This window comes from Raineyella sp. W15-4, assembly GCF_033170155.1.
In the GTDB taxonomy this organism is placed as follows: Bacteria; Actinomycetota; Actinomycetes; order Propionibacteriales; family Propionibacteriaceae; genus Raineyella.
Genome location: NZ_CP137079.1, coordinates 1,104,699 through 1,125,594, shown reverse-complemented (window position 1 = coordinate 1,125,594; position 20,896 = coordinate 1,104,699). Strand labels below are relative to the sequence as shown.

The 20,896-nt window shown below is 70.7% G+C and carries 23 protein-coding genes; 12 read left to right on the top strand and 11 right to left on the bottom strand.

Annotated elements, in window-relative coordinates; translation table 11 throughout:
* Positions 1-4 precede the first annotated feature (4 nt).
* From R0145_RS05240 to R0145_RS18365, 3 genes are all read right to left on the bottom strand, one after another.
* The gene (locus R0145_RS05240) at positions 5-769 is read right to left on the bottom strand and encodes a nucleotidyl transferase AbiEii/AbiGii toxin family protein (RefSeq protein ID WP_317839366.1); all 765 of its coding nucleotides are present in this window, start codon (positions 767-769) and stop codon (positions 5-7) included.
* Positions 766-1,560, bottom strand: a complete 795-nt coding sequence (locus R0145_RS05235; protein WP_317839365.1) for a hypothetical protein — start codon at positions 1,558-1,560, stop codon at positions 766-768. The genes R0145_RS05240 and R0145_RS05235 overlap by 4 nt, the downstream gene beginning before the upstream one ends.
* A 708-nt stretch (positions 1,561-2,268) precedes the next feature.
* Entirely contained in the window at positions 2,269-2,361 is a 93-nt protein-coding gene (locus tag R0145_RS18365; protein ID WP_411742076.1) for a helix-turn-helix domain-containing protein, read from the bottom strand.
* Positions 2,362-2,524: 163 nt separating this feature from the next.
* On the opposite strand from R0145_RS18365, the gene R0145_RS05230 reads away from it, so the two are divergent.
* Complete coding sequence (locus R0145_RS05230) at positions 2,525-3,091, top strand: hypothetical protein (protein WP_317839364.1); 567 nt, start codon at positions 2,525-2,527, stop codon at positions 3,089-3,091.
* Positions 3,088-3,981, top strand: coding sequence for a nucleotidyl transferase AbiEii/AbiGii toxin family protein (locus R0145_RS05225; RefSeq protein ID WP_317839363.1), 894 nt, complete (start codon positions 3,088-3,090; stop codon positions 3,979-3,981). Before R0145_RS05230 ends, R0145_RS05225 begins: the two co-directional genes overlap by 4 nt.
* 50 nt (positions 3,982-4,031) lie before the next feature.
* On the opposite strand, the gene R0145_RS05220 is transcribed toward R0145_RS05225, so the two are convergent.
* The gene (locus R0145_RS05220) at positions 4,032-4,631 is read right to left on the bottom strand and encodes a TetR/AcrR family transcriptional regulator (protein ID WP_317839362.1); all 600 of its coding nucleotides are present in this window, start codon (positions 4,629-4,631) and stop codon (positions 4,032-4,034) included.
* Between the two features lie 54 nt (positions 4,632-4,685).
* Between R0145_RS05220 and R0145_RS05215 the strand changes: the two genes are divergently transcribed.
* The gene (locus R0145_RS05215) at positions 4,686-5,507 is read left to right on the top strand and encodes a class I SAM-dependent methyltransferase (RefSeq protein WP_317839361.1); all 822 of its coding nucleotides are present in this window, start codon (positions 4,686-4,688) and stop codon (positions 5,505-5,507) included.
* 160 nt (positions 5,508-5,667) lie between these two features.
* On the opposite strand, the gene R0145_RS05210 is transcribed toward R0145_RS05215, so the two are convergent.
* On the bottom strand, positions 5,668-5,985 hold the full coding sequence (locus R0145_RS05210; RefSeq protein ID WP_317839360.1) for a type II toxin-antitoxin system PemK/MazF family toxin: 318 nt from the start codon (positions 5,983-5,985) through the stop codon (positions 5,668-5,670).
* Positions 5,986-5,988: 3 nt separating this feature from the next.
* On the bottom strand, positions 5,989-6,222 hold the full coding sequence (locus R0145_RS05205) for a ribbon-helix-helix domain-containing protein (RefSeq protein WP_317839359.1): 234 nt from the start codon (positions 6,220-6,222) through the stop codon (positions 5,989-5,991).
* Between the two features lie 140 nt (positions 6,223-6,362).
* Between R0145_RS05205 and R0145_RS05200 the strand changes: the two genes are divergently transcribed.
* The 4 genes from R0145_RS05200 to R0145_RS05185 all read left to right on the top strand — a co-directional run bounded on the left by R0145_RS05200 (position 6,363) and on the right by R0145_RS05185 (position 10,554).
* The gene (locus R0145_RS05200; RefSeq protein WP_317839358.1) at positions 6,363-8,303 is read left to right on the top strand and encodes an acyl-CoA dehydrogenase family protein; all 1,941 of its coding nucleotides are present in this window, start codon (positions 6,363-6,365) and stop codon (positions 8,301-8,303) included.
* A gap of 95 nt (positions 8,304-8,398) precedes the next feature.
* Positions 8,399-8,959, top strand: coding sequence for a TetR/AcrR family transcriptional regulator (locus R0145_RS05195; protein ID WP_317839357.1), 561 nt, complete (start codon positions 8,399-8,401; stop codon positions 8,957-8,959).
* Between the two features lie 124 nt (positions 8,960-9,083).
* Positions 9,084-9,956, top strand: a complete 873-nt coding sequence (locus R0145_RS05190) for an NmrA family NAD(P)-binding protein (protein WP_317839356.1) — start codon at positions 9,084-9,086, stop codon at positions 9,954-9,956.
* 55 nt (positions 9,957-10,011) lie between these two features.
* Complete coding sequence (locus R0145_RS05185) at positions 10,012-10,554, top strand: SRPBCC family protein (RefSeq protein ID WP_317839354.1); 543 nt, start codon at positions 10,012-10,014, stop codon at positions 10,552-10,554.
* 39 nt (positions 10,555-10,593) lie between these two features.
* Here R0145_RS05185 and R0145_RS05180 read toward each other — a convergent pair whose 3' ends face one another.
* Entirely contained in the window at positions 10,594-11,505 is a 912-nt protein-coding gene (locus R0145_RS05180) for a ribokinase (protein WP_317839353.1), read from the bottom strand.
* Positions 11,506-11,783: 278 nt separating this feature from the next.
* Here R0145_RS05180 and R0145_RS05175 point away from each other — a divergent pair, with 278 nt between their 5' ends.
* From R0145_RS05175 to R0145_RS05165, 3 genes are read left to right on the top strand one after another with little or no spacing between them, the layout of a single operon-like run.
* A complete protein-coding gene (locus tag R0145_RS05175) occupies positions 11,784-12,944 on the top strand; it encodes a Mur ligase family protein (RefSeq protein ID WP_317840150.1) in 1,161 nt (386 codons plus the stop codon).
* Positions 12,941-13,693, top strand: coding sequence for a glutamine amidotransferase (locus tag R0145_RS05170; RefSeq protein ID WP_317839352.1), 753 nt, complete (start codon positions 12,941-12,943; stop codon positions 13,691-13,693). The genes R0145_RS05175 and R0145_RS05170 overlap by 4 nt, the downstream gene beginning before the upstream one ends.
* Positions 13,694-13,731: 38 nt before the next feature.
* Entirely contained in the window at positions 13,732-14,259 is a 528-nt protein-coding gene (locus tag R0145_RS05165; RefSeq protein WP_317839351.1) for a hypothetical protein, read from the top strand.
* A 56-nt stretch (positions 14,260-14,315) separates the two neighbouring features.
* Here the strand turns inward: R0145_RS05165 and R0145_RS05160 are convergent, their stop codons facing one another.
* From R0145_RS05160 to R0145_RS05145, 4 genes are all read right to left on the bottom strand, one after another.
* Entirely contained in the window at positions 14,316-15,008 is a 693-nt protein-coding gene (locus R0145_RS05160) for an exonuclease domain-containing protein (protein ID WP_317840149.1), read from the bottom strand.
* Positions 15,009-15,066: 58 nt separating this feature from the next.
* Positions 15,067-16,989 (bottom strand): DUF294 nucleotidyltransferase-like domain-containing protein, encoded by a 1,923-nt coding sequence (locus R0145_RS05155; protein WP_317839350.1) that lies wholly within the window; start codon positions 16,987-16,989, stop codon positions 15,067-15,069.
* A gap of 136 nt (positions 16,990-17,125) precedes the next feature.
* Complete coding sequence (locus R0145_RS05150; RefSeq protein WP_317839349.1) at positions 17,126-17,482, bottom strand: non-heme iron oxygenase ferredoxin subunit; 357 nt, start codon at positions 17,480-17,482, stop codon at positions 17,126-17,128.
* 231 nt (positions 17,483-17,713) lie between these two features.
* Positions 17,714-18,172, bottom strand: coding sequence for a hotdog fold thioesterase (locus R0145_RS05145; RefSeq protein ID WP_317839348.1), 459 nt, complete (start codon positions 18,170-18,172; stop codon positions 17,714-17,716).
* Between the two features lie 245 nt (positions 18,173-18,417).
* Between R0145_RS05145 and R0145_RS05140 the strand changes: the two genes are divergently transcribed.
* Both R0145_RS05140 and R0145_RS05135 read left to right on the top strand, forming a co-directional pair.
* Entirely contained in the window at positions 18,418-19,938 is a 1,521-nt protein-coding gene (locus R0145_RS05140; protein WP_317839347.1) for an MFS transporter, read from the top strand.
* Positions 19,935-20,765, top strand: coding sequence for an IclR family transcriptional regulator (locus R0145_RS05135; RefSeq protein WP_317839346.1), 831 nt, complete (start codon positions 19,935-19,937; stop codon positions 20,763-20,765). The genes R0145_RS05140 and R0145_RS05135 overlap by 4 nt, the downstream gene beginning before the upstream one ends.
* Positions 20,766-20,896: the final 131 nt, after the last annotated feature.

The window sequence follows — 20,896 nt, the reverse complement described above, 5'->3', positions numbered from 1 at the left end:
CGCTTCACGCGATCCATTCGTCAATTCGGGCGGGCTTGGTGAGGTAGCCGATGTCTTCAGGTCGGAAGTCGCTGGAGGTCCTTGCTGCAAGGATGTCGTCGGGTTCAATCGGAGGAGTGCCCCGACCATCGGCGACGACGTCACGATAGACCTTGAGCACCCACAGGCGTCTGACGAGCGGCTCATTCATGATGCCATTGGTCGCGTACCACTGGAGATCATAGAGATCGCGAGCCAACGAAACCCTGCGGAACCTGGCCAGTTTCTCCGCGATCGCTTCCTCGGTTCTGATCACGGGAGTGGGCGGTACGGTGAAGTCGTAGCGGCTGTGGATGGGAAGCCGGATGGGATCCAAGACATCCGGTGTGAGGCTGAGTCGGTGGCGGGCGAACTCGATCTTCGCGCCGAGGTTGGGTCTTTCGAAGGGCGTCTCGATCCTCAGGTCTCCACGCCGCCCGTCATCCCCGAGGTTCTCGACGGCGAAGGAGAATCCGTCCAACCCCGCGCCGTCCAGTGCTTCCAGTGCGGCAAGCGGTAGATCGTCGCCGGGAGCGGTGAAGTCGAGGTCGGTGGAAAATCGGCCAGAGTTTCCTGCACGGAACTTGCGAAGTGCGGTGCCGCCTTTGAAGACCAAGCCCTGGTTGAACAGGCCAGCCTGGTGCAGGAGGAACAGTGCGTGATCCTGGGCGATGTCGAGCAGAGCGGCGTCTCGCCCGCCCTTTGCGCCCTGGTAGTGCCGGACCAAGTGCCCCTCGGTGATGCGGCTCATGACCCGCCTCCGACGCTGAGGTAGGGGTGGAGGCGGGTGTCGCTGACCCTTGTGACGGGGTCGTATCGTCCGCCCTGACTGCGCGGCCCGATCCAAGCTGTTTCGGTAGGTGGATTTGCGTCGACAATCTTTTGGGCGGCCTCACGGTTGCCAGAGGCCTGGAGCAGATAGGCCGTGCGTTGTCTGGCAGCGGCACTCCCCGATGCCAGGAGGCGAAGGACCTTGTCGGTGTCGACATCGAAGGGCGGATCCGACAGCCATTGTCCCAGTCCGGGGGTGTCCTTGTATCCGGACGGGCGGATGCCGATGCCGACGAGTAGACCCTCCCGATCCCAGGTTGGCAAGTCGTTGATCACTGTGACGCCTTCGTTGGGAATCTCAATGCGGACGCAGCGCCACTGTCCATTCATCGCCTTTGGGAACGCCGCATCATCGGGCAGGGCGATGACCTCTCGGTCGGGGATGCGCTGTGCCAGCCCGAGCAGACTGGCCGACGATTCCATCGCGAGAACGCCGGGCCACCCCGTTCGGAGCGCGTGTTGGGCCCGGAACTCCAGGAAACGGTCACCGGAGGAATAGGAGCCAGCGCGAGAACCGGGGAGGAACTCCCACGCACCCCGTGAACGGAGTGTGCCCAGCCAGCCGTCGCGCTGAAGCTCATACGCGAGCATCCGGGGAGAGCCCGTTGCACCGACCTCGTCCATCACCGAGGCGAGTCGGTCAACCGTCACGATCGTGTCGCCATCGAGCTCTAACTGCTCGATGATGTCGGCAACCGGTCGTGTGATCATGCGTGACATTGTCAAACACCTCCGCTCTTTGGTCCATCGTAACAAACCACGGTCAAACTTGACAGTACTTTGAGGTTGACTCGGGGGACTTCTTCCTCTGTGGATCAGATGCTGCGGGCGGGTTCGATCGCTCCAGCCTGGACAAGCGCTACGCGCACGGCCTTGCGGTCCACGCCCACGTGTCGTCCGATCGCCCGCATCGACATGCCCTTCCGTGACAGGCGCACCGCCTCGGCCTGTTCGTGCTCACTGAGCCCTGGACGCCGCCTCGGCACCTTACGTCGCTGGAGGTGCGCGAAGACGGTGGCGCGGTGGATACCATACTTCTCCGCCAGCTCCTGGACGCCAGATCCGGCCGCATAGTCGGCAACCAGGTGGTCGACCTGGGAAGCGGTGAGAAAAGTTTGAGCCGTCCCGACAGTCCTCACTACGGGGCCTCGATGGTCCACCGGAGCGGTGTCTTGGGGCCGGTTGCAGGCCCGGTAGACCCCTCGGTTCAGGCGCCTGACCAGCGTATCCGCCTTCGGGGAAAAGTTGCCGAACGTGCTACGCAGGCACCCTGAATCGGCTCCGGCTTTCAGGTCGGGGTCGATTCGTTTTTGTATAAGCACTGGTCAGAGACGTGTTCGGGCATGGTGCGCGATGGTGATCGAGTGGGTGCGCGCGCCCACGTCGGTAGTCTCGGGTGGTGCGAAATGGCGACGTCGGCTATCTCTCCGCCCGTCGCAGTGCTCGCTGGAGCGTCGTGTGAGCGACTCCGAGTCGGCGAGCGGTGGCCCGCAGGCTCGCTCCTTCCGCCATCAATGACGTGCCTGGAGGATGTGACGGGCAGATACGGGCCACAAGGTGACTTCCGAACGATCGGAGGCTGGAGCCTTCACGCCGTCGGCGCGACCCGACGCCCCGCTCCGGAATTCCTAACTGCTGACATGTAGTCTCGACCTGTAGACAGTTAGGAGGAGTCGTGAGTGTGTTGTCGGGAGCGTTCACCCTTGCTGGCGCACGTGAGGCCGGGCTTCGCAAGGACCAGGTCTATGAGCGTGTCGGTGCCGGTGAGTTCGAACGTATGGGACGTGGTGTCTTCATCGTCGTCGGATCGCTCGACCCGACCCTGGAATCCCTCGCGGCGGCGACGGCTGTCCAGCCGTTGGCGACGATGTGCTTGACCAGCGCACTGGTCCGTCACGGTCTGAGCGATGAGATCCCGTTTGGCTCCGACATCGCATTGCCCAGAGGTGTTCGGCACCCGGCGGGGTTCGGTCATGTCACGTGGCATAGCTTCGACCGCGCGACGTTCCAGATCGGACGGGAGGCGCTGGATCAGGAGGATGGTTTGTTCGCCTACTCGGCCGAGCGGTCGATCATCGACGCCTTCCGGCTCGCACATGATCACGGAAGTGACGCCGCGATCACCGCTCTCAAGCGGTGGCTGAGACAGCCGGGTCACCATCCGTCGGCTCTTCTTGCTGTCGCGAAGTCCTTCCCGAAGGCGTACCCCGCGATCCGCTCCGCACTGGAAGTCCTGGCATGAGTCCGTCTCCACGTCGGGACACCGCTCCAGGGCGGGCATACAACGACCTGAGGAACCTGACCAGGCGCCAGGGCCGTGATGCGGCCGAGTATTTCTCCCTCTACGCGCTGGAGGGGTTCGTCGCACGGCTGGCTGTGTCCCGGTACGCCGACCACCTGGTCCTCAAGGGCGGCGTCCTGTTGGCGGCATTCTCGGCTCGGCGCCCAACCCGAGACATCGACCTGGCTGCTTCCGGCTTCCCCAACGAGATCACCGAGGCCGAGGAATGCGTCCGCTCGATCGCTGCCCTTGATTTCGAAGATGGCCTTGACTTCGATGCCAGCTCGGTGCGCGGTGAGGAGATCCGGGACGAGTCGGACTACCACGGTGTCCGAGTCCACGTCGTCGCACGGTTGGCGACCGCGAGAATTCCGTTCCACGTGGACCTCAACTTCGGCGACCCGTCGTGGCCCGCGCCGATGAGGACAGGGCTTCCGAGGCTGTTGGGCGGTGAGATCGACGTTCTGGCCTACCCGGTGACCATGGTCCTGGCGGAGAAGATCATTATTGCGTTGGAACGCGGCACTGCGAACACCCGGTGGCGCGACTTCGTGGACATCGCGTCGCTGGCCACCGGGACAGACCTCTCCGGTGACGTCATGATGCAGTCGCTGACCGCAGTTGCAGATCATCGACAGGTGGGGCTCGCTCCGCTGGCCACGATGCTGGACGGGATGGTGGACGGCGCCCAGCGGAAATGGGAGGTCTGGCGCCGCAAGCAACGTCTCGAGCCGGCGACGCCAGAGGACTTCCAAGTCCTCCTCGACGCCTGCTCCGACTTCGCTGACCCGGCACTGCGTCAAGAGGTGGCGGGTCTTCGGTGGTCATCGACGTCTAGACGGTGGGTCTGACGCCGAACAGGTGCACAGCACGCTGACCAGGGCGACCGCCGGTTGATCCTTCAAGGACGAACCCCGGGCTCGGCCCCGACAATGATCGCCTCGACCACTTCGCGGACGGCCGAGGCGTCCGGTGGCCCACCACGTTCACCCGCGAACAGCAGGTGACCGGTCCCGATGAGTGTCAGTGCGAGCACGTCGATGTCTGTGTCTGCTGTGATGCGACCGAGGCGCCGCTCAGCCTCCAGATAGGCAGACAGACCGGCGGTGGCCTCGGTGAGGATCGGGATGCCGCGCGGTGTCGTCGCCCGCAGCCGTGACCGCAGCTCGTCCCGGGTCATCACGATGCCCACCAGCCCCAGGTTCACCGGGGCGAAGATGCCGGTGAACACCTCGACCAGGTTCGAGACCAGTGTGGCCGAGCCTGACGCCTCCCGTAGTTCGCCGGCCTCTGCCGTAAGCCGGGCGATGCGATCGCGGACCAGCTCGGCCAGGAAGTCATCGAAGTCCGCGAAGTGGCGGTGCAACACACCCTTGGCGACTCCGGCCTCCTCGGTCACGGCGCGGCTGGTCAGCCCGCCAGCACCGTCCCGCACCAGGACCCGCTCGGCGGCGGCGAACAGGCGCGCCCGCGCATCGTGCAACGCCACACCGGTCGGCATAAATCCTCCTGCACACCATCGACAAATGAGCGCACGCCCACTTAGAGTGGGCACATGGTCACTCTACCCGTGGCTTCCCCCGAGCCCCTACCCCACCGGCACCGCGAGATCGCCGAATCATTCGGCTCCGACGCCGACCGCTACGACCGCGCCCGGCCCCGCTACCCGCAGGCTCTCGCCGATGCGATCCTCGCCGGTCTCCCCGGCAAGCGAGTCCTCGACGTCGGCATCGGCACCGGCCTCTCCGCGCTCCCCTTCCGCGACGCCGGCGCCGATGTCCTCGGCGTGGAAGTCGACGCACGCATGGCCGAGCTGGCCCGCTCCCGCGGCTTCGAGACTCACGTCGCCCGCTTCGAAGACTGGGACTCCCACGGAGCCCGGTTCGACGCGGTGGTCGCCGGACAGACCTGGCACTGGATCGACCCGGCAGCCGGCGCCATCAAGGCAGCCGGCCTGCTGCGCCCGGGCGGGCGGATCGCCCTGTTCTGGAACATCGGCGACCCCGAACCACAGATCGCCGCCGCGTTCGGCGAGGTCCACCGCTCGGTGGACACCGGCCTCCCGTTCACCCCCTGGGCGGGCGGCGTCTCGGCCGTCGACGGCTACGAGCAGATCCTCGCCCGCGCCGCCGCCGGCATCCGCGACACCGGGGCCTTCACCGAACCCGGACGGCTCCGTCTCGACTGGCAGGCCACCATCACCCGAGAGGCATGGCTCGACCAGGTCCCGACGGCGGGAGGCCACAATCGCATCCCCGCCGACCGACTCACAGCCCTCCTCGACGGACTCGGAAACGTCATCGACGAACACGGCGGCCACTTCACCATGAACTACGCCACCCTCGCCCTCACTGCGGACCGCCTCACCGATGGATAGCTCTCCCCGAGGAACTGGGCGGCCAGAGGAACTGGGCGGCCAGTAGCAGCGCGCCTCCAGAGGGACTCCACCCGCACGCCGAAACTCCCCTCCCCCCAGGCGCCCCGGACCCTGTTGGAGCTAGGGCCTCTCCGGAAGGCGGACGGTCCGGGTGCGACGCTCAGCCGCCGAGCAGCGGCAGGTCGAGGTCGTACGCGAGCACCACGGCCCGGGCGAGGCGGATCTCCTGATCAGCGGTGAGGAAGCCGATCGTACGGCCGAGGAGACTGACCGGAACAGTGACGACGTTGTCGAGGGAAATCGCGCCGACGTGATCCAATCCGTTGGCCGGCCCGACCGGCACCTCGCTGGACAGCCCTTTGACGGTGGACGTGATCGGAGCAACGGTCACCTTGGTCATCGCGGCCCGGGCCGCCTCGCGGGTCAGCACCACCGCCGGCCTGGTCTTGTCCAACCGGACCAGGCAGATCTCCCGCACCGGTCAGTCCGCTGTCGTGACGCGCCCGACGGTCCAGTCCACCAACGGGTCGAGATCGTCTGCAGGACCTTCCTGCCACAGGATCGCCGCGTCCCGCTCCGCGGCGAGACGCCGCATCTCGCGCTCGAGCGCAGCGGTGACGACTGCCGCACGGCTCGGCGCCGCACCCTCCGCAACGACCCGATCGAGGAAGTCCACGACCTGATCGGGCAGGCGGACCGCGATCTGCGTACTCATGGCCCCACCTTACATCGATGCATCCCAAAACGGGATCCAGTTGGCCGGACCTGTGCGGCCGGCGCCCGCCCGGGAAGGCCTGCCGGTCGCCGATCCGGCGGGTACCGTGGATGGATCAGGTTGCCGACGTGGAGGCGGTCATGACCACCCAGCAGCAGGCCCGCCCGGCCGACACCGGCCCGGGTCCCAGTGAGCGTGAGGCACGGACGGTCGCCGAGGCGGCCCGGGAACAGGAGTGGACCCGGCCCAGCTTCGGACGTGAGCTCTTCCTCGGCCGGCTCCGCCTCGATCTGATCGAGCCATGGCCGACCCCCGGCGCGCCGGATCGAGCTGTCGGCGAGGCCTTCCTCACCCGGCTCGCCGACCGGCTCCGTACCGTCGACGGCGCGGCGATCGAGCGCGACGACCGGATCCCCGACGAGGTGTTCGTCAGCATGGCGGAGGTCGGGGCGTTCGGGATGACCGTCCCCACGGCGTACGGCGGGCTCGGCCTGACCCACCTCTACTACCTCCGGGCGCTGGCCCTTGTCGGCTCGGTGAGCCCATCGCTGGCGGCGCTGCTGAGCGCCCACCAGTCGATCGGGGTCCCCCAGCCGGTGGCGATGTTCGGCTCGGCGGAGCAGAAGCGGACCTACCTGCCCCGGGTCGCCGCCGGCGAGGTGTCGGCCTTCATGCTCACCGAGCCCGATGTCGGCTCCGACCCGGCCCGGCTGGCCACCTCCGCCACCCCGACCGACGACGGCAGCGGCTATCTGCTCAACGGGGTCAAGCTGTGGGCCACGAACGGCACGGTGGCCTCACTGCTGGTGGTGATGGCCCGGGTGCCGGCGACGACGGGCCACCCCGGCGGCATCACCGCCTTCATCGTCGAGGCCGACTCCCCCGGCATCACCGTCGAGCACCGCAACAGCTTCGTCGGCCTGCGCGGCCTGGAGAACTCGGTCACCCGCTTCCACGACGTCTTCGTGCCGGTCGCCAACGTCATCGGTACCGAGGGCCGTGGCCTGAAGATCGCCCTCACCACGCTCAACACCGGGCGGCTCTCGTTGCCGGCGCTGTGTGTCGGCAACACCAAGTGGGCGCTGGCGACTGTCCGGGGCTGGGGTGCGCACCGGGTCCAGTGGGGCCGCCCGGTCGGGGCCCACGAGGCGGTCGCGACCCGGATCGGCTTCATCGCCGGGACCGCGTACGGGCTGGAGTCGATGCTCGACCTGTGCGCGATGCTGGCCGATGAGGAGACCAACGACATCCGGATCGAGGCGGCGCTGCTCAAGCTCTACGCCTCGGAGATGGCCTGGCGGGTCACCGACGACGTGGTCCAGATCCGCGGCGGCCGCGGCTACGAGACGGCCGCCTCCCAGGCGGCCCGCGGCGAGCGGGTGGTCCGGGCCGAGCAGATGCTGCGCGACATCCGGATCAACCGGATCTTCGAGGGGTCGAGCGAGATCATGCACCTGCTGATCGCGCGGGAGGCGGTGGACGCCCACCTCGCGGTGGCCGGCGCCATCATCGATCCCGAGGCGAACCGGCAGGAGAAGCTGCGGGCCGTCGGGCGAGCCACCGGCTTCTACGCCGGCTGGCTGCCGACGCTGGTGACCGGCCCCGGCATGATCGCCACCTCGTACGCCCGGTACGGCGAACTGGCCGGCCACCTCCGCTATGTCGAACGCGCCACCCGGCGGCTGGCCCGCTCCGTCTTCTACGGGATGGCGCGCTGGCAGGGGGCGCTGGAGCGCCGACAGGCGGTGCTGGGCCGGATCGTCGACATCGGCGCCGAACTGTTCGCGATGGCGGCCTCCTGTGTCCGGGCAACAGCGGAGCGGGACGTACGCCCCGAGGGCGTGGAACTGGCCGGGATCTTCTGTCGGCAGGCCCGGGTGCGCGTCGACGCGCTGTTCACCGCGCTGTGGTCCAACTCCGATGCCAGCGACCGGTCGGCCGCGAGGAAGGTCCTCGCCGGCGACTATCTCTTCCTGGAGGAGGGCGTCCTCACCGAGGAGGACGACCGGCCCTGGGTGGCCACCTGGGAGCCCGGCCCATCGACGAAGCCCGATCGGCGACGCCGGATCCCGCGACCCTGATCCCACGCCCTGCTCCTTGAGGTGGCCGGCCAGTGGCCGGGAGGATCCGTCCACAGCTCGGCCCTCTCCGAGGCAGTGAGTGTAGAGTCACTCACATGGGCGCGCGCATTCTTTCGACTGCCGAGCAGCGGCGCGCCGAGCTCGTCGAGGCGGCCGTCGAGGTGTTCGCCGAGACCGGATATGCGGGTTCGACGGTGGCGCAGGTGGGGCGCGCTGCCGGCATCTCGTCGGCCTACGCCTTCAAGCTGTTCCCGTCCAAGAGCGAGTTGTTCGCGGCAGCACTGACCCGAGGCTTCGAGCGCATCGACGAGGTGCTGCGGAGTGCGGCGGCAGTCGTCCAGGACCAGGAGCCCCGGGCCATCCTCGACGCCATGGGTGACGCCTACGCAGACCTCATCCGCGACCGTTCACTGCTACTTCTCCAGGTTCACGGGATGTCGGCCGGTCGCGACGACGAGGAGATCAGGGCGGCGCTGCGCGGCGGCATCGTCCGCATCGTTCGCACCGTGTCCACCTGCTCCGGGGCCGACGATGCGGCGGTGCAGTCCTTCATCGCGTTCGGCCAGCTGTGCCATCTCATCGTCACCGCGGACATCGCCCCCACGGACGGCAAGTGGGCCGAGGTGCTCACTCGCGGCATCCGTCACCTCGACTGACGCGGAGTCCGTCCACTCACACCCTCTCCTTGACCAGACCACACCTGTCCCCCTCCTTGACCAGACTCTCTCGTCGAGTAGAGTGAGTGACTAGTCAGTCACTAACGAAAGGAAGTCCATCACCATGTCCGACGCTCCCGACATCCTCGTCGCCGGTGCCACCGGGACGACAGGCCGCCACACCACCACCGCCCTTGCGGCCCGGGGCATCCGGTATCGAGCGCTCACCCGCCGCCCCGATCGGATCACCGATCCGGCCGCGGTCGCCGTCCGTGCCGATCTGGACGACGACGATGCACTGCGCGCCGCCCTGGACGGGGTCCGAGCCGCCTACCTCGTCACCCCCTCCAGCGAGCATGCGGAAGCCCAGCAGCTACGCTTCATCGATCTGGCCGCCGCGGCGGGCGTCGGTCATCTTGTGCTGCTGTCGCAGTTCGCCGCGCGCCCCGACTCACCCGTACGTTTCCTGCGCTATCACGCGGTCGTGGAAGCACATCTGGCGGCCAGCGGTATCGGCGCGACCGTGCTGCGTCCGAACCTGTTCATGCAGGGCATCCTTGCCTTCGCCGACCTCATCCGGACACAGGGCATGTTCGCCGCACCGATCGGCGCTGCGGCCGTGAGCCTCATCGACGCGCGCGACATCGGCGAAGTGGCCGCCGCGGCACTGACCGCCGACCGGCCGCTCGGCGTGCTGACGTTAACCGGCCCGTCGGCGATCACCCACGCACAGATCGCCGATGCCCTCGGCCAGGAGACCGGGCGGGACGTCCGCTTCGTCGACACCGACCCCCAGCAGTTCACCGCGATGCTCAGCGGGGTGTTGCCCGGCTGGCAGGTCGACGGGCTCATCGAGGACTACGCGCACTATGCCTCCGGCGAGGCCTCCGCCGTCACCAGCACCGTCCCCGACATCCTCGGACGCCCTGCTCGCGACATCGAGGCGTTCGCCCGGGACTACGCCTCCTCCTTCACCGCGAAGGGGTCTTCCCGGTAGAGTCCACCGATGACGGGGCAGCTCTCCCAGGGCTCGCCGGACCGGACGGGACGCCATGACCGCGCGCTACCACTTCCTCAGCAACTACCGGTACGCCGGAGACCCGGACAGCGTGTGGGCGACCGTCGTGGCCGTCGATGCCTGGCCGGAATGGTGGTCCTGGATCAGACAGGTCGAGGTGGTCCGAGCAGCGAACGGGGACGACGGCACCGGCCCCGTCTACCGGTCCACGGTGCGGGCCCCGGCCGGGTACCACCTGGTGTTCGAGACGGAGGCAGTCGCGTTCGAGCCGCTGCGGAGCATTGATGTCCTCGCCACCGGCGAGCTCCAGGGACGGGGACGGTTCGGGCTCGAGTCGCGCGGTGACGGCGAGCTCGAGGTCTGGTTCGCCTGGCTGGTCGAGACGACCAAGCGCTGGATGTCGGCGCTGGCACCGGTCGCCCGGCCGGTGTTCAGCTGGAACCATGACCGGATCATGGACGCCTTCGGCACCGGCCTGGCGGCGCGCACCGGTGCCCGATTGCTCTCCTCGCAGAACACCACTGTCCGGCCGCGATCGCCTGGCTTCTGGGTGCTGCCCGAGACACCGACCGGCTGACCGGCGACACTCCCGGCCGGCTGCAGCCCGCGGCACGGCCTAGTCGAACTCGAAGGTCGGATAGGAGCGTACGGCGCCCCGCCGGGCGACGGTCCGGGTCGCCTGGCGCACCGCCGCGGCGGTGGCCTCCTGCACCCCCATGCCGACCGCCAGGCCGGCCGCGAGCACGCCGACGAAGGCGTCCCCGGCTCCGGCCGGGTCGACCACCTCGGTGTGCTCGGCCAGCATCACCTCCACCGGCCGGCGGGACGGCACCACCACGGCGCCGTCGGCCCCCATGCTCACCACCACCGACCGGCCGCGTGCGGCCAGCTGGACCGCCATCTCCTCGATGTCGCCGACATCGTCGGAGACCGGGACGCCGCACAGCGCCGCGGCCTCGTTCTCGTTGACCACCAGCACCCCCACCACGGCGTACAGGTCGGGGTCGATCTCCGCCACCGGCGCCGCGTTGTAGACCAACCGGCCCGGCCAGCCGGCCGCCAGCCGGATCGTCTCCTCGACCACCGCCGCCCCGACCTGGCCCTGGAGCAGCACCACGGCCGATGTCGCCAGCCGGTCGGCGACATCGTGGACGGCCGCCACATCGGTCAGCTCGTTCGCGCCCGGGATGAGGACCGTACGATGCCCGCCCGGGGCGACCAGCCGGAAGCTGCGCCCGGTCCGGGCGCCGCGGTGCACCGAGACGAGCTCGGTGGACACGCCGAAGCCGGCCAGCTCACCGAGCAGCTCGCGGCCCTCCGGATCGTCGCCGATCGCCGCGACCAGACGGGCCTCGACCCCGGTCCGCGCCACCGCCACGGCCTGGTTCGCACCGCGTCCACCCAGCCCGGGGACCACCGGTGGGGCGACGACGGCCTGCCCCGGGGCCGGGAGCCGGTCGACGCTCAGCACCGTCTCCACCGACACGCCGCCCACCACATCGACGCGTGTGGCACTCTCGATGCTCACGGTCGGCCCCCTTCGTTGCGGTGAGCCGGAGTTTATCCCTGTCCCCGCCGTGCCGGGAGCGGGGTTCCGGCAACGGGAAAGGTCGCTGGACGGACCGGCGGTGGGCGTGGTGGACAATAGGGCCCATGGCATCGACTCTCGAGCATCCGGGGGCGCCGTCCAGGCTCAGCCCCACTTCCCGGCTCCGGCTGGCGACGGCGGTGGGCGCGGGCCGGCTGGCGGCCACCCTGTCGCGGCTGACCGGCAAGGGGTCCGGCGCCTCCATCCGCGGCCAGGTGATGACCCGGATCGATCCCGAGGCTCTCGCCAAGCTGTTGCGGGGCCGCCGGATCGCGGCGGTCTCCGGCACCAACGGCAAGACCACCACCACCCACCTGCTGGCGGCAGCCGTCCGGGAGGGTCTCGGAGCTCACGACGCCGAACGGGTGGTCACCAACGCCGACGGGGCGAACCTCCACTACGGCATCGCCTCGGCCCTCTCGCAGGCGCCGCGGGCCGACATCGCCGTCCTGGAGACCGACGAGCGGGTGGTCGCCGACATCCTCCGACTCGGCCGGCCCGAGGTCCTGGTGCTGCTGAACTTCTCCCGCGACCAGCTGGACCGCAACCACGAGATCAAGAAGCTGGCCCGGTCCTGGCGTGACGCCCTGGCCGCCGCCGGTGATGACGGGCCGGTGGTGGTCGCCAACGCCGAGGAACCGCTGGTGGTGTGGGCGGCCCGGGCCGCCCACCGGGTGGTGTGGGTCGACACCGCCTCGACCTGGCAGGAGGACGCCACCATGTGTCCCGAGTGCGGCGCGATCCTGCTGCGGACGAACCCGCACCCGGAGACCGGCGATCCGGGCGACTGGGACTGTCCGGCCTGCTCGATGACCGAGCCGATCGCCGCGATCCGGGTGGAGAACGGACAGATCATCGACCGGCACGGGGTGGCCCACGATCCGCAGCTGCAGGTCCCGGGCGGGTTCAACATCGGCAATGCCGCCTGCGCCCTCGCGGCCGCCGAACAACTCGGCGTCGGCGTCGAGGAGGCCCTGGCGGGGATGCGGACCGTCACCTCCCCGGCCGGCCGGTTCGCGACGACACGGTACGGCACCACCTCCGCCCGGCTGCTGCTGGCGAAGAACCCGGCCGGCTGGCACGAGGCGCTGCCCCTGCTGCAGTCCGACACCGTCGTGCTGGCCATCGACGCCGTCGCCGCGGACGGCCGGGACCTGTCCTGGATGTGGGACGTCGACTACGAACAGCTGGCCGGCAAGCGGGTCATCGCGACCGGTCCGCGGGCCCAGGACCTCGCGGTCCGGCTGGCGTACGCGGAGGTGGAGTGCACGGTGATCACCGATCTCGCCGCCGCGCTCACCGATCTGGGACGCCACGTCGACGTACTCTCGACCTACACCCCGTTCCAGAAGCTGCGCAAGCTCGGAGGCCTGGCATGACCCGCCCCGTCCACCTCGTCCTCGTCTACCAGTCCCTGCTGGGCATCTACGGGGACCGCGGCAACGCCACCGTGCTGGTGAAGCGGCTGCAGTGGCGCGGCTTCGCACCGCACCTCACCGTCGCCGAGCCCGGCCGACCGCTGCCCGACGACGCCGACCTCTACCTGCTGGGCGGCGGGGAGGACGGCGCGCAGACCACCGCCGTACGCCTCCTCCAGCAGGAGGGCACCCTGCACCGGGCCGCCGACCGCGGCGCGGTCGTCTTCGCGGTGTGCGCGGGCTACCAGATCCTCGGCAACACCTTCACCATCGGGGAACACGACGAGGTGATGCCCGGGCTGGGGCTGCTCGACATCACCACCCGGCGTAGCGACCGGCGCGCCGTCGGGGAGATCCTCACCCGGCTGCGGCCGCTGCCCGGCGATGTCACTCCGCTGACGGATGAGGACACCCTGGTCACCGGGTTCGAGAACCACGGCGGGATGACCACGCTGGGGCCGGACGCCGCTCCGCTGGCCGACGTCGAGATCGGCATCGGCAACGGCGACGGCTCGGGCACCGAGGGCGCCGTCCAGGGGTCGGTCGTCGGCACCTACCCGCACGGTCCGGTGTTGGCCCGCAACCCCGGGCTGGCCGACTTCCTGCTCGAGACGGCGCTGGGGACCCGCCTCGACCCCCTCCCGGTCCCACCGATCCCGGCACTGCGTCGAGAACGCGTGGCGGCGATCCGCGCCACCGCCCGGGCCTGACGCCCGGTCCCGACCACCCCATCCCGACGGAGACCGCAGTGGACGAACCCGATGAGGCGCTGCCTCCAGCCCCAGAGTCCGAGCTGATCGCACTGGTGGCACTGGTGCTCACCCGTGCCCGGCGCCGTGAGGCGGCCGCCGTCGTCAGTGACGGCGACGAGCGCTACGAGGTGGCGGTGGCCCCGGGGGACCGCTGGGTGGTGCACTCCTCGACCATCGAATGGATCGGCAACGGCACCTCGATCCAGGCCTACGACACCCAGGACACCCTCGGCGCGCGTCGGCGGGCCGAGGAGTACCCGCCGGGCTGGTACCACCCTGCGCTCTATCTGTTGTGGCCCCAGCTGCTGCCGCTGTGGGGTCGCGCCGGCGACGAGTACCGCCCGGTGCGGACGATCGAGGGGCTGCACGGGCCCTCGGGCATCGTCTTCGAGATGGTCGACGCCCCCCGCGTCGGCGGCGAGTCGCTCGGTCCGTGGGCGCATGTGCTGCTCAACGACGACCACCAGGTCACCCTGTTGGAATGGGAGGGCCGGACCTGGACCCTGCTCGACATCAACGAGTGACAGCGCACGGCCTCCGCAGCTCACCGCCACAGCTCAACGCCGGACCCGGATGCCCGTCAGGAGCGTACGGCGCGCAGGTCGGCACCCTCCAGACCGAGTTCGGCGACCTGGGCGAGGTAGAGCTCGGCCGCGGCCAGTGCGTCGTGCAGCGCGTCGTGGGCACCGAGCACCGGTAGTCCGAACCGGGCCCGGGCGTTCCACAGCCGCAGGTCGTCGCCCCGCGGCTCGTCGTCGAACCCGGGCGCGATCACCCGCCGGTGCAGCCGCATGGTGTCGACCACGGTGAGGTCGAGGCGTACGTCCCACAGCCGTCGGCAGGCGGCCTGCAGGAACCCCGCCTCGAGGCCGGCGTGATGGGCCAGCAGTACCCGGCCCGCCAGTGCATCGAGAAGCACCCCGACCGCCGCGGCGAGCGGGGTCCCGGCCCGGAGCCGGTCATCGGTGAGCCCGTGCAGGGTGGCGCTCTGGCCGACCCCGCGCTCCCCCAGTTCCTCGCCGGAGACGACCGCCTGCCCGGCGCCGCCGAGCCGGATCACCGTCCCGTCGACCGGCACCCAGCCGATGCTGATGATCCGGTCCCGGCGCGGGTCGAGGCCGGTGGTCTCCAGGTCGACCGCCAGCAGCGGAAGCGCGGCCAGCGGGGTGCGCGAGGACGGCTGCGGGGTGGACAGGTAGGCCCGCAGCGGGCCCTCGGGCAGTGTCCCGCTGGCCCGCCGGCCCCGCGCCCGGGCCCCGAACGGCCAGCCCATCACGACCGCGACCAGCCGGGCTTCACCACGACCGCGTGACGGCGGGAGACGCGCGCCCTCATGAGACCGCGTGCAGCCGGTAGGTGAAGGCCAGCTCCTGCTCGGCCTCCTTGATGATCCGGAATGCGTCACGCAGGCTGTGCTGGTCGATCGTCGACAGAGTGGCCGGGTCGATGACGTTGTCGGCGGGCACGCCGCGCTCGGCCTGCTCGCTGTGGTGCCGGTGGCGCAGGTGGCCGATCAGCTCGTACGCCCCGCGCAGGTCGTCGGCCCGGCGCTGGGAGATGGTGCCGGTCGCCGCGGCAGCGGACAACCGGGCGGCGGTGTTCACCTCCGGCAGACCGGCCGCCAGGGCGTGCACCCGGGCGATCTGCACGATCGGCGCGATCCCGCCGACCTTCAGGTCGAGCCCCCGCGAGCCCTGGCCGGCCCGGTCGAGCACGAAGCCGCGGAAGAATCCGATCGGCGGCACCCAGGAGACGGCCTCCCGGGCCAGCCGGGCGAGGAACCGCTGGTTGCCCGCGGTGGCCCGGCGCACCGCGGCGAGCAGCGGGTCGACCAGGTCGGCGCCGGTGATCGCCCGCATGTCGAAGAAGGTGTCGGCGTGCAGAACCGCCTCGGCGTCCGGCTCGTCGATCCACCGGGTGAAGACGTGGCGCCACTGCGACCGGGTCAACCGCCAGGCGGGGTTGGAGGCCATGATGTCGCCCGGGCAGAGCGGATGGCCGCACGCCGCCAGCCCGGCGGTCACCCGCTCGGCCAGCTCCGCGAACCAGGCGTCCGCCGCCGGGTCGAGCCCCGCCGCCGGGTCCGGCCCGTCGGGCAGGACGAGAGCGTTGTCCTGGTCGGACGACAGGCCCAGTTCGAGTCGGCCCTGTGAGCCGAGCGCCACCCACGCGTACGGCACGGGTGCCGGCCCCAGCTCGGCCTCGGCCAGCCGCAGCAGGGTCCGGGTGACGGCGTCACCGACCGCGGTGACGATCCGGCCGATCTCGGCGGACGAGGCGTCCTGGCGGACGAGCTCACGCACCAGGCCGGGCAGCCGGCTGCGAGCGGCGATCAGGCTGTCCAGGTCCTGGCAGGCCGCGATGGCGCCGACGACGGCCACCGGGTTGGCCTGCTGCAGGCGCATGATGTCGCCGCTGGTGACCATCCCGATCGGCCGGCCGTGCTCGACCACTGGCAGGTGGTGGAAGCCGCGCTGCATCATCGTCAGCATCGCCTCGACCGCCGGGGCGTCCGGGTCGATGGTGATCGGCCGGGGCGTCATGATGGCGGACACCGGGCCCTCGGCGGGCATCCCCTCGCCGACGACGAGGCGGCGCATGTCACGGTCGGTGACGATGCCGGTCAGTACGCCGGGTGTCTCCGCAGCATCCGCGGCAGACCGGGGAAGGTCCGCGGCGGGCCGGGTGACCAGCAGCGCGGAGACCCGACGGTCGGTCATCAGTCGCGCCGCGGCGCGGATCGGCGTGTCCTCGTCGACGCTGACCGGCTCCCGGGAGACGATCCCCCGCAGGGTCGTCCGGAGCACCTCATGGCCGGCCTCGGGCACCCGCAGCGCCTCGACTGCGGCCTGGAGCCGCTCCGCCGACTGCTCGTCGAAGAAGCGGGCGAACTCCGGCTGGGTGCGCAGCAGGTGACGGAAATCCTCGGGGGTCATCAACAGCGCGAGGCTGTCCTCCAGCGCGGTCATGGTGAACCGGGAGGGCCCGTCGTCGCGGGCGGACGAGACCCCGAACGCGCCGCCCTCCCCGCACCGATCGGCCAGCACCCCGTTGGCGTCGGTGATGTCGACCGCGCCGCTGCGCAGGATGTAGGCCGCCTCGGTGGGACGTCCGGCCGGCAGGATGACGGTCCCCCGACGGAAGTAGCGGCTGGTCAGCCGCTCCGGCAGTCCGTCGAGCACGGCCGGCGGCAGCACGTCGAAGGGGTGGTGGGCGGCCAGGAAGTCCCGGATGCCGGTGAGCTCGACGTTCATCGTCCTCCCGTCGCCGATGCGGTCGCGACGGGGGCCCGGCGCGGGCCCCACGTCCGCGTCGTGGTCAGGATGGCATGCCGGAGCCCCCGGCCGCCACCGCTTCGGCAGATCGGCGTACGGCCGGCTCCGGCAGCGGTCAGCGCTCGAGCGCCGGCGCCCCGTCGGCGGGCACGCCCGGAAAGAGAATGACCCGACCGTCGCGGGCCTCGACCCGGTGGGTCGGGACCGGCCAGGTGGCGGGGAAGCAGGTCGGCATCCCATCGGCCAGGCGGAAGCGGGCCAGGTGCAGCGGGCAGACGACCTCGCCCTGTTCGACCCAGCCGCGCGACAGCAGGGCCTCCTGGTGGGTGCACATGTCGTCGAGGGCGTAGTAGTCGTCACCACTGCGGAAGACGGCGATGTCCTCCTCGGTGCCGGTGGTGGCTCTGGGGACGACGAGCACTCCCCCGTCGGCAAACTGCCCGATCTCCGCGACGATGATGCCCTCGTCCATGCCCGTTTCCGTCACCTCTCCCAGCCGCGTTTCGGTCCGTCTGCCGTGGTCCGGTCACCCCGGTGCGCGGTCCTGCGCGGATCGTACGCGCCGCAGGCAACGCCACCGGTCGCGTCCGCCGGACGTGCCCCCTGCCCTCGCTACGGTGGAGCCGATCGCCCGAGGACCATGACCGGACGCGTCACGACCGTGGTCCCCGCGGGACGGACGGTCTGACCGCAGCCGAATCGGTCAGCCCACGGTGTCGGTGTCCCGGTAGCGGGTCGGGACGTCCAGCACCGCCATGGTGCAGCGACTCACGCAGACGAGCTTGCCGTCCTCGTTGGTGATCCGGATGTCCCAGATCTGCGTGGTACGCCCCAGGTTCACCGGCCTCGCCTCACCGCGCAGCACCCCCGGCAGGCCGGGGCGGACGTGGTTGGCGTTGATCTCCATCCCGACCGCGTACTGCTTCGACTGGTCCAGGGTGTAGGTCGCCCCCCAGCTGGCCAAGGTCTCCGCGAACAGGACGCTCGCCCCGCCGTGCACCACGCCGGCCGGCTGCACCGTACGTTCGTCGACCGTCATGGTGCCCCGCAGGGCATCGTCAGTGGCGGCGGTGATCACGATGCCGAGCCGCTCCACCGCGGAGCCACGACCGCGTTCGTTGATCGCGTCGACGTCGATCGCGTCGTCGTACCAGATCGTCATGACGCCCAGCCTGCCAGCCCCGGGCGGAAGTCCGTGCCGTGCTCGGCCCACGGTCCGGCCGGGTCGTGACGACACTCGGCCCACGGCCCACGGCCCACGGCCCACGCTCACGGCTCACGGCTCACGGCTCACGGCTCACGGCCCAGCAGGCCGGCCATTTCCAGTCAGCCGTCGACACCGGCAGCGAGTTCCGACCGCCGGAACTCGGACCACGTGACATCCGCCACATTGCCTACCGTGGCAGCGTGACCGTCCTTCGACCCGCACCGGCCCCAGACCTCGACGCCCCTGCCGCACCGACCCCACCCACGCAGGTCTCACCCGGGCCGGCCCCGGCCGTACAGGCCCCGGCCGAACAAACCCCGGCCGGAGAGACGTCTGTTCGACAGACGTCTGTCGAACAGACGCCCACCGAACAACAGCGGCCGGCGGGACGCGCGCCGTGGCTCCCGGCGGCGCTGGCCACCACCACCGTCGCCTGGGGCGGCAACCAGTTCACCCCGCTGCTCGGCCCGTACGAGACCCTGCAGGGCTTCGACCAGCTGACGGTCAACATGCTGCTCGGCGCCTACGTCACCGGGATCGTCCCGGCGCTGTTCCTGGCGGCGCGGCTACAGCGGGCAGTGCGGCTGCGGACCCTCGCCGCCGTCGCGGTGGTGCTCAGCCTGGCCGGCAGCATCCTGCTGGCGAGCGCCGGCCACCAGGTGGCGATGCTGGTGGCCGGACGGGTGCTGAGCGGCCTCGCCCTGGGGATGGGGATGGTCAACGGTAGCGCCTGGATCCGCCGGCTCACCCTCTCCGGGGCGGTGCTCAGCTCCCGGCTGCTCGCCGAGGCCGCGAGGGTGTCGGCGCTCAGCCTGACCACCGGCTTCGGGCTGGGCGCCACCGCCGCCGGCCTGCTCGCCTACGCCGCCCCCGCACCACTGGTCAGCGCGTACGTCCCGCACCTGCTGCTGGCCGTCTGCGCACTGCTGGTGATCGCCCTGGCCCACCGCGACGCCCCGAGGACGAAGATCCCAGCCGGGACCGACCGAGCGACGACCGACGGACCAGCGCCCGCCGGTGAGCGGGCCGGCGGTGGACAGGCCGACAGTGGGCGGGCCGGCGGTATCGGCCGGCTGCTGCTGGCCGTGCTGCCGGTCGCGCCGTGGATCTTCGGCTCCCTCGGGCTGGCGTACGCGATCCTGCCGCAGCGGCTGGCCGCCGCCCACGGCCCGGTGTCGGTGCTCTATCTGACCCTGCTGTGCGCCACCGCTCTCACCGCGGGGTTCGGCATCCAGCAGGCGGTGCGGCGGGTCCGCTCCCCGCTGCGGACCCCGGCACCGACGGTCGGCATGCTGCTCTTCGCCGCCGTCACCGCCGTCGCCGCCTGGCGGCTGCCCCACCTCGACCCGTGGACCGTCTGGGCGATGTCCGGGGTGCTCGGCGTGGCGTACGGCCTGGTGATCAGCGGATCCCTGGTCCGCATCCAGCTCGTCGCCCCCGCCCGGGCCGAGGCGCTGCTGTCCGCGCTGCTCTATGCCTTCGCGTACGCCGGCTTCGGGCTGCCGTTCCTGCTGGCCTGGGCGAGCGCGTACGCCGACTACTCGATCCTGCTCTACGGGCTGGCCGTCGCCGGCCTCCCGCTGACCGTGGTGTCCCACCTGGCCGGGCGCCGGCTGCACCCGCACCGGACCGAAGCGCACAGTTCCGACGACCCGCGCCGCACCGACGACCCGTACGGCACCGGGCGTCCGGAGTCCGCGGATCGCACCGACCCGCGATGACCGTCCCGATCCCCGCCACCGCAGTGCCACCGGAGCCCGGTCGCACCGGTTCGGCGCCGTCGATCCTCTCGAAGGCGTTCCTGCTGCTGGAGTGCTTCTCGGCCGAGGACCGGGTGCTCACCTTCACCGACCTGGTGGACCGCAGCGGCCTGCCCAAGTCGACGGTGCACCGGCTGCTGAGCCGGCTGATGTCCCTGGGGATCATCGAGGGGCACGACCGGGCCTACCGGATCGGGATGCGGCTGTTCGCCATCACCACCTCGATGCCGGCCTCACACCTGCGCGACCTCTGCCTGCCCGCTCTGGCCCGGCTGCAGGCCTGGTCCGGCGGCACCGTGCACCTGGCCGTGCTGCGCGGCGTCCGGGTCGCGTTCCTGGAACGGCTCGCATCCCCTGACGACGACCTGCCCACTCCCCGGCCCGGCGAGATCCTCCCGGCCCACGCCACCGCACTGGGCAAGGCGCTGCTGGCCTGGCTGACCGTCGAGGAACGCGACGGCATCCTCCCTGATCCGCTGCCGCGGTTCACCCCCGCGACGATCACCGACCGGACGGCCCTGGAGCGACAGCTGCACGCGATCCGGCACAGCAACATCGCCCTCGACCTGGCCGAATGGGACCCGGGCGTCTTCACCGCCGCCAGCGCCCTGGTGGTGCACCGGCGGCAGGTGGCGGCGATCGCTGTGTCCACTTCCGCGGCGGCGGAGTTGACCGATGAGCTCAGCACGGCCCTCCGACGGACCGCGACCACCCTCAGCGACCAGATCCGGGCCCGCATCGACGCCGGTGAGGCCGGCTGGCGCCCGGTCGAGGACGTCCGCCCCTGACCGGCACCCGCGATCCTGACCACTTGCGGCCCGGACCAGGCACCCCGCACCCCCTGACCAGTAGCCCGATCTGACCAGCAGCCCGATCCTGAGGATCAGGTGAGGCGAGGGCGACTCCCAATCCCACCCCA

What these genes read in the sequence shown, in the direction of transcription:
- R0145_RS05240 (WP_317839366.1), bottom strand. Translation starts at nt 769, where the DNA reads ATGAGCCGCATCACCGAGGGGCACTTGGTCCGGCACTACCAGGGCGCA.
- R0145_RS05235 (WP_317839365.1), bottom strand. Translation starts at nt 1,560, where the DNA reads ATGATCACACGACCGGTTGCCGACATCATCGAGCAGTTAGAGCTCGAT.
- R0145_RS18365 (WP_411742076.1), bottom strand. Translation starts at nt 2,361, where the DNA reads ATGGCGGAAGGAGCGAGCCTGCGGGCCACCGCTCGCCGACTCGGAGTC.
- R0145_RS05225 (WP_317839363.1), top strand. Translation starts at nt 3,088, where the DNA reads ATGAGTCCGTCTCCACGTCGGGACACCGCTCCAGGGCGGGCATACAAC.
- R0145_RS05220 (WP_317839362.1), bottom strand. Translation starts at nt 4,631, where the DNA reads ATGCCGACCGGTGTGGCGTTGCACGATGCGCGGGCGCGCCTGTTCGCC.
- R0145_RS05215 (WP_317839361.1), top strand. Translation starts at nt 4,686, where the DNA reads ATGGTCACTCTACCCGTGGCTTCCCCCGAGCCCCTACCCCACCGGCAC.
- R0145_RS05205 (WP_317839359.1), bottom strand. Translation starts at nt 6,222, where the DNA reads ATGAGTACGCAGATCGCGGTCCGCCTGCCCGATCAGGTCGTGGACTTC.
- R0145_RS05200 (WP_317839358.1), top strand. Translation starts at nt 6,363, where the DNA reads ATGACCACCCAGCAGCAGGCCCGCCCGGCCGACACCGGCCCGGGTCCC.
- R0145_RS05195 (WP_317839357.1), top strand. Translation starts at nt 8,399, where the DNA reads ATGGGCGCGCGCATTCTTTCGACTGCCGAGCAGCGGCGCGCCGAGCTC.
- R0145_RS05190 (WP_317839356.1), top strand. Translation starts at nt 9,084, where the DNA reads ATGTCCGACGCTCCCGACATCCTCGTCGCCGGTGCCACCGGGACGACA.
- R0145_RS05185 (WP_317839354.1), top strand. Translation starts at nt 10,012, where the DNA reads ATGACCGCGCGCTACCACTTCCTCAGCAACTACCGGTACGCCGGAGAC.
- R0145_RS05175 (WP_317840150.1), top strand. Translation starts at nt 11,784, where the DNA reads ATGACCCGGATCGATCCCGAGGCTCTCGCCAAGCTGTTGCGGGGCCGC.
- R0145_RS05170 (WP_317839352.1), top strand. Translation starts at nt 12,941, where the DNA reads ATGACCCGCCCCGTCCACCTCGTCCTCGTCTACCAGTCCCTGCTGGGC.
- R0145_RS05160 (WP_317840149.1), bottom strand. Translation starts at nt 15,008, where the DNA reads ATGGGCTGGCCGTTCGGGGCCCGGGCGCGGGGCCGGCGGGCCAGCGGG.
- R0145_RS05155 (WP_317839350.1), bottom strand. Translation starts at nt 16,989, where the DNA reads ATGAACGTCGAGCTCACCGGCATCCGGGACTTCCTGGCCGCCCACCAC.
- R0145_RS05150 (WP_317839349.1), bottom strand. Translation starts at nt 17,482, where the DNA reads ATGGACGAGGGCATCATCGTCGCGGAGATCGGGCAGTTTGCCGACGGG.
- R0145_RS05145 (WP_317839348.1), bottom strand. Translation starts at nt 18,172, where the DNA reads ATGACGATCTGGTACGACGACGCGATCGACGTCGACGCGATCAACGAA.
- R0145_RS05135 (WP_317839346.1), top strand. Translation starts at nt 19,935, where the DNA reads ATGACCGTCCCGATCCCCGCCACCGCAGTGCCACCGGAGCCCGGTCGC.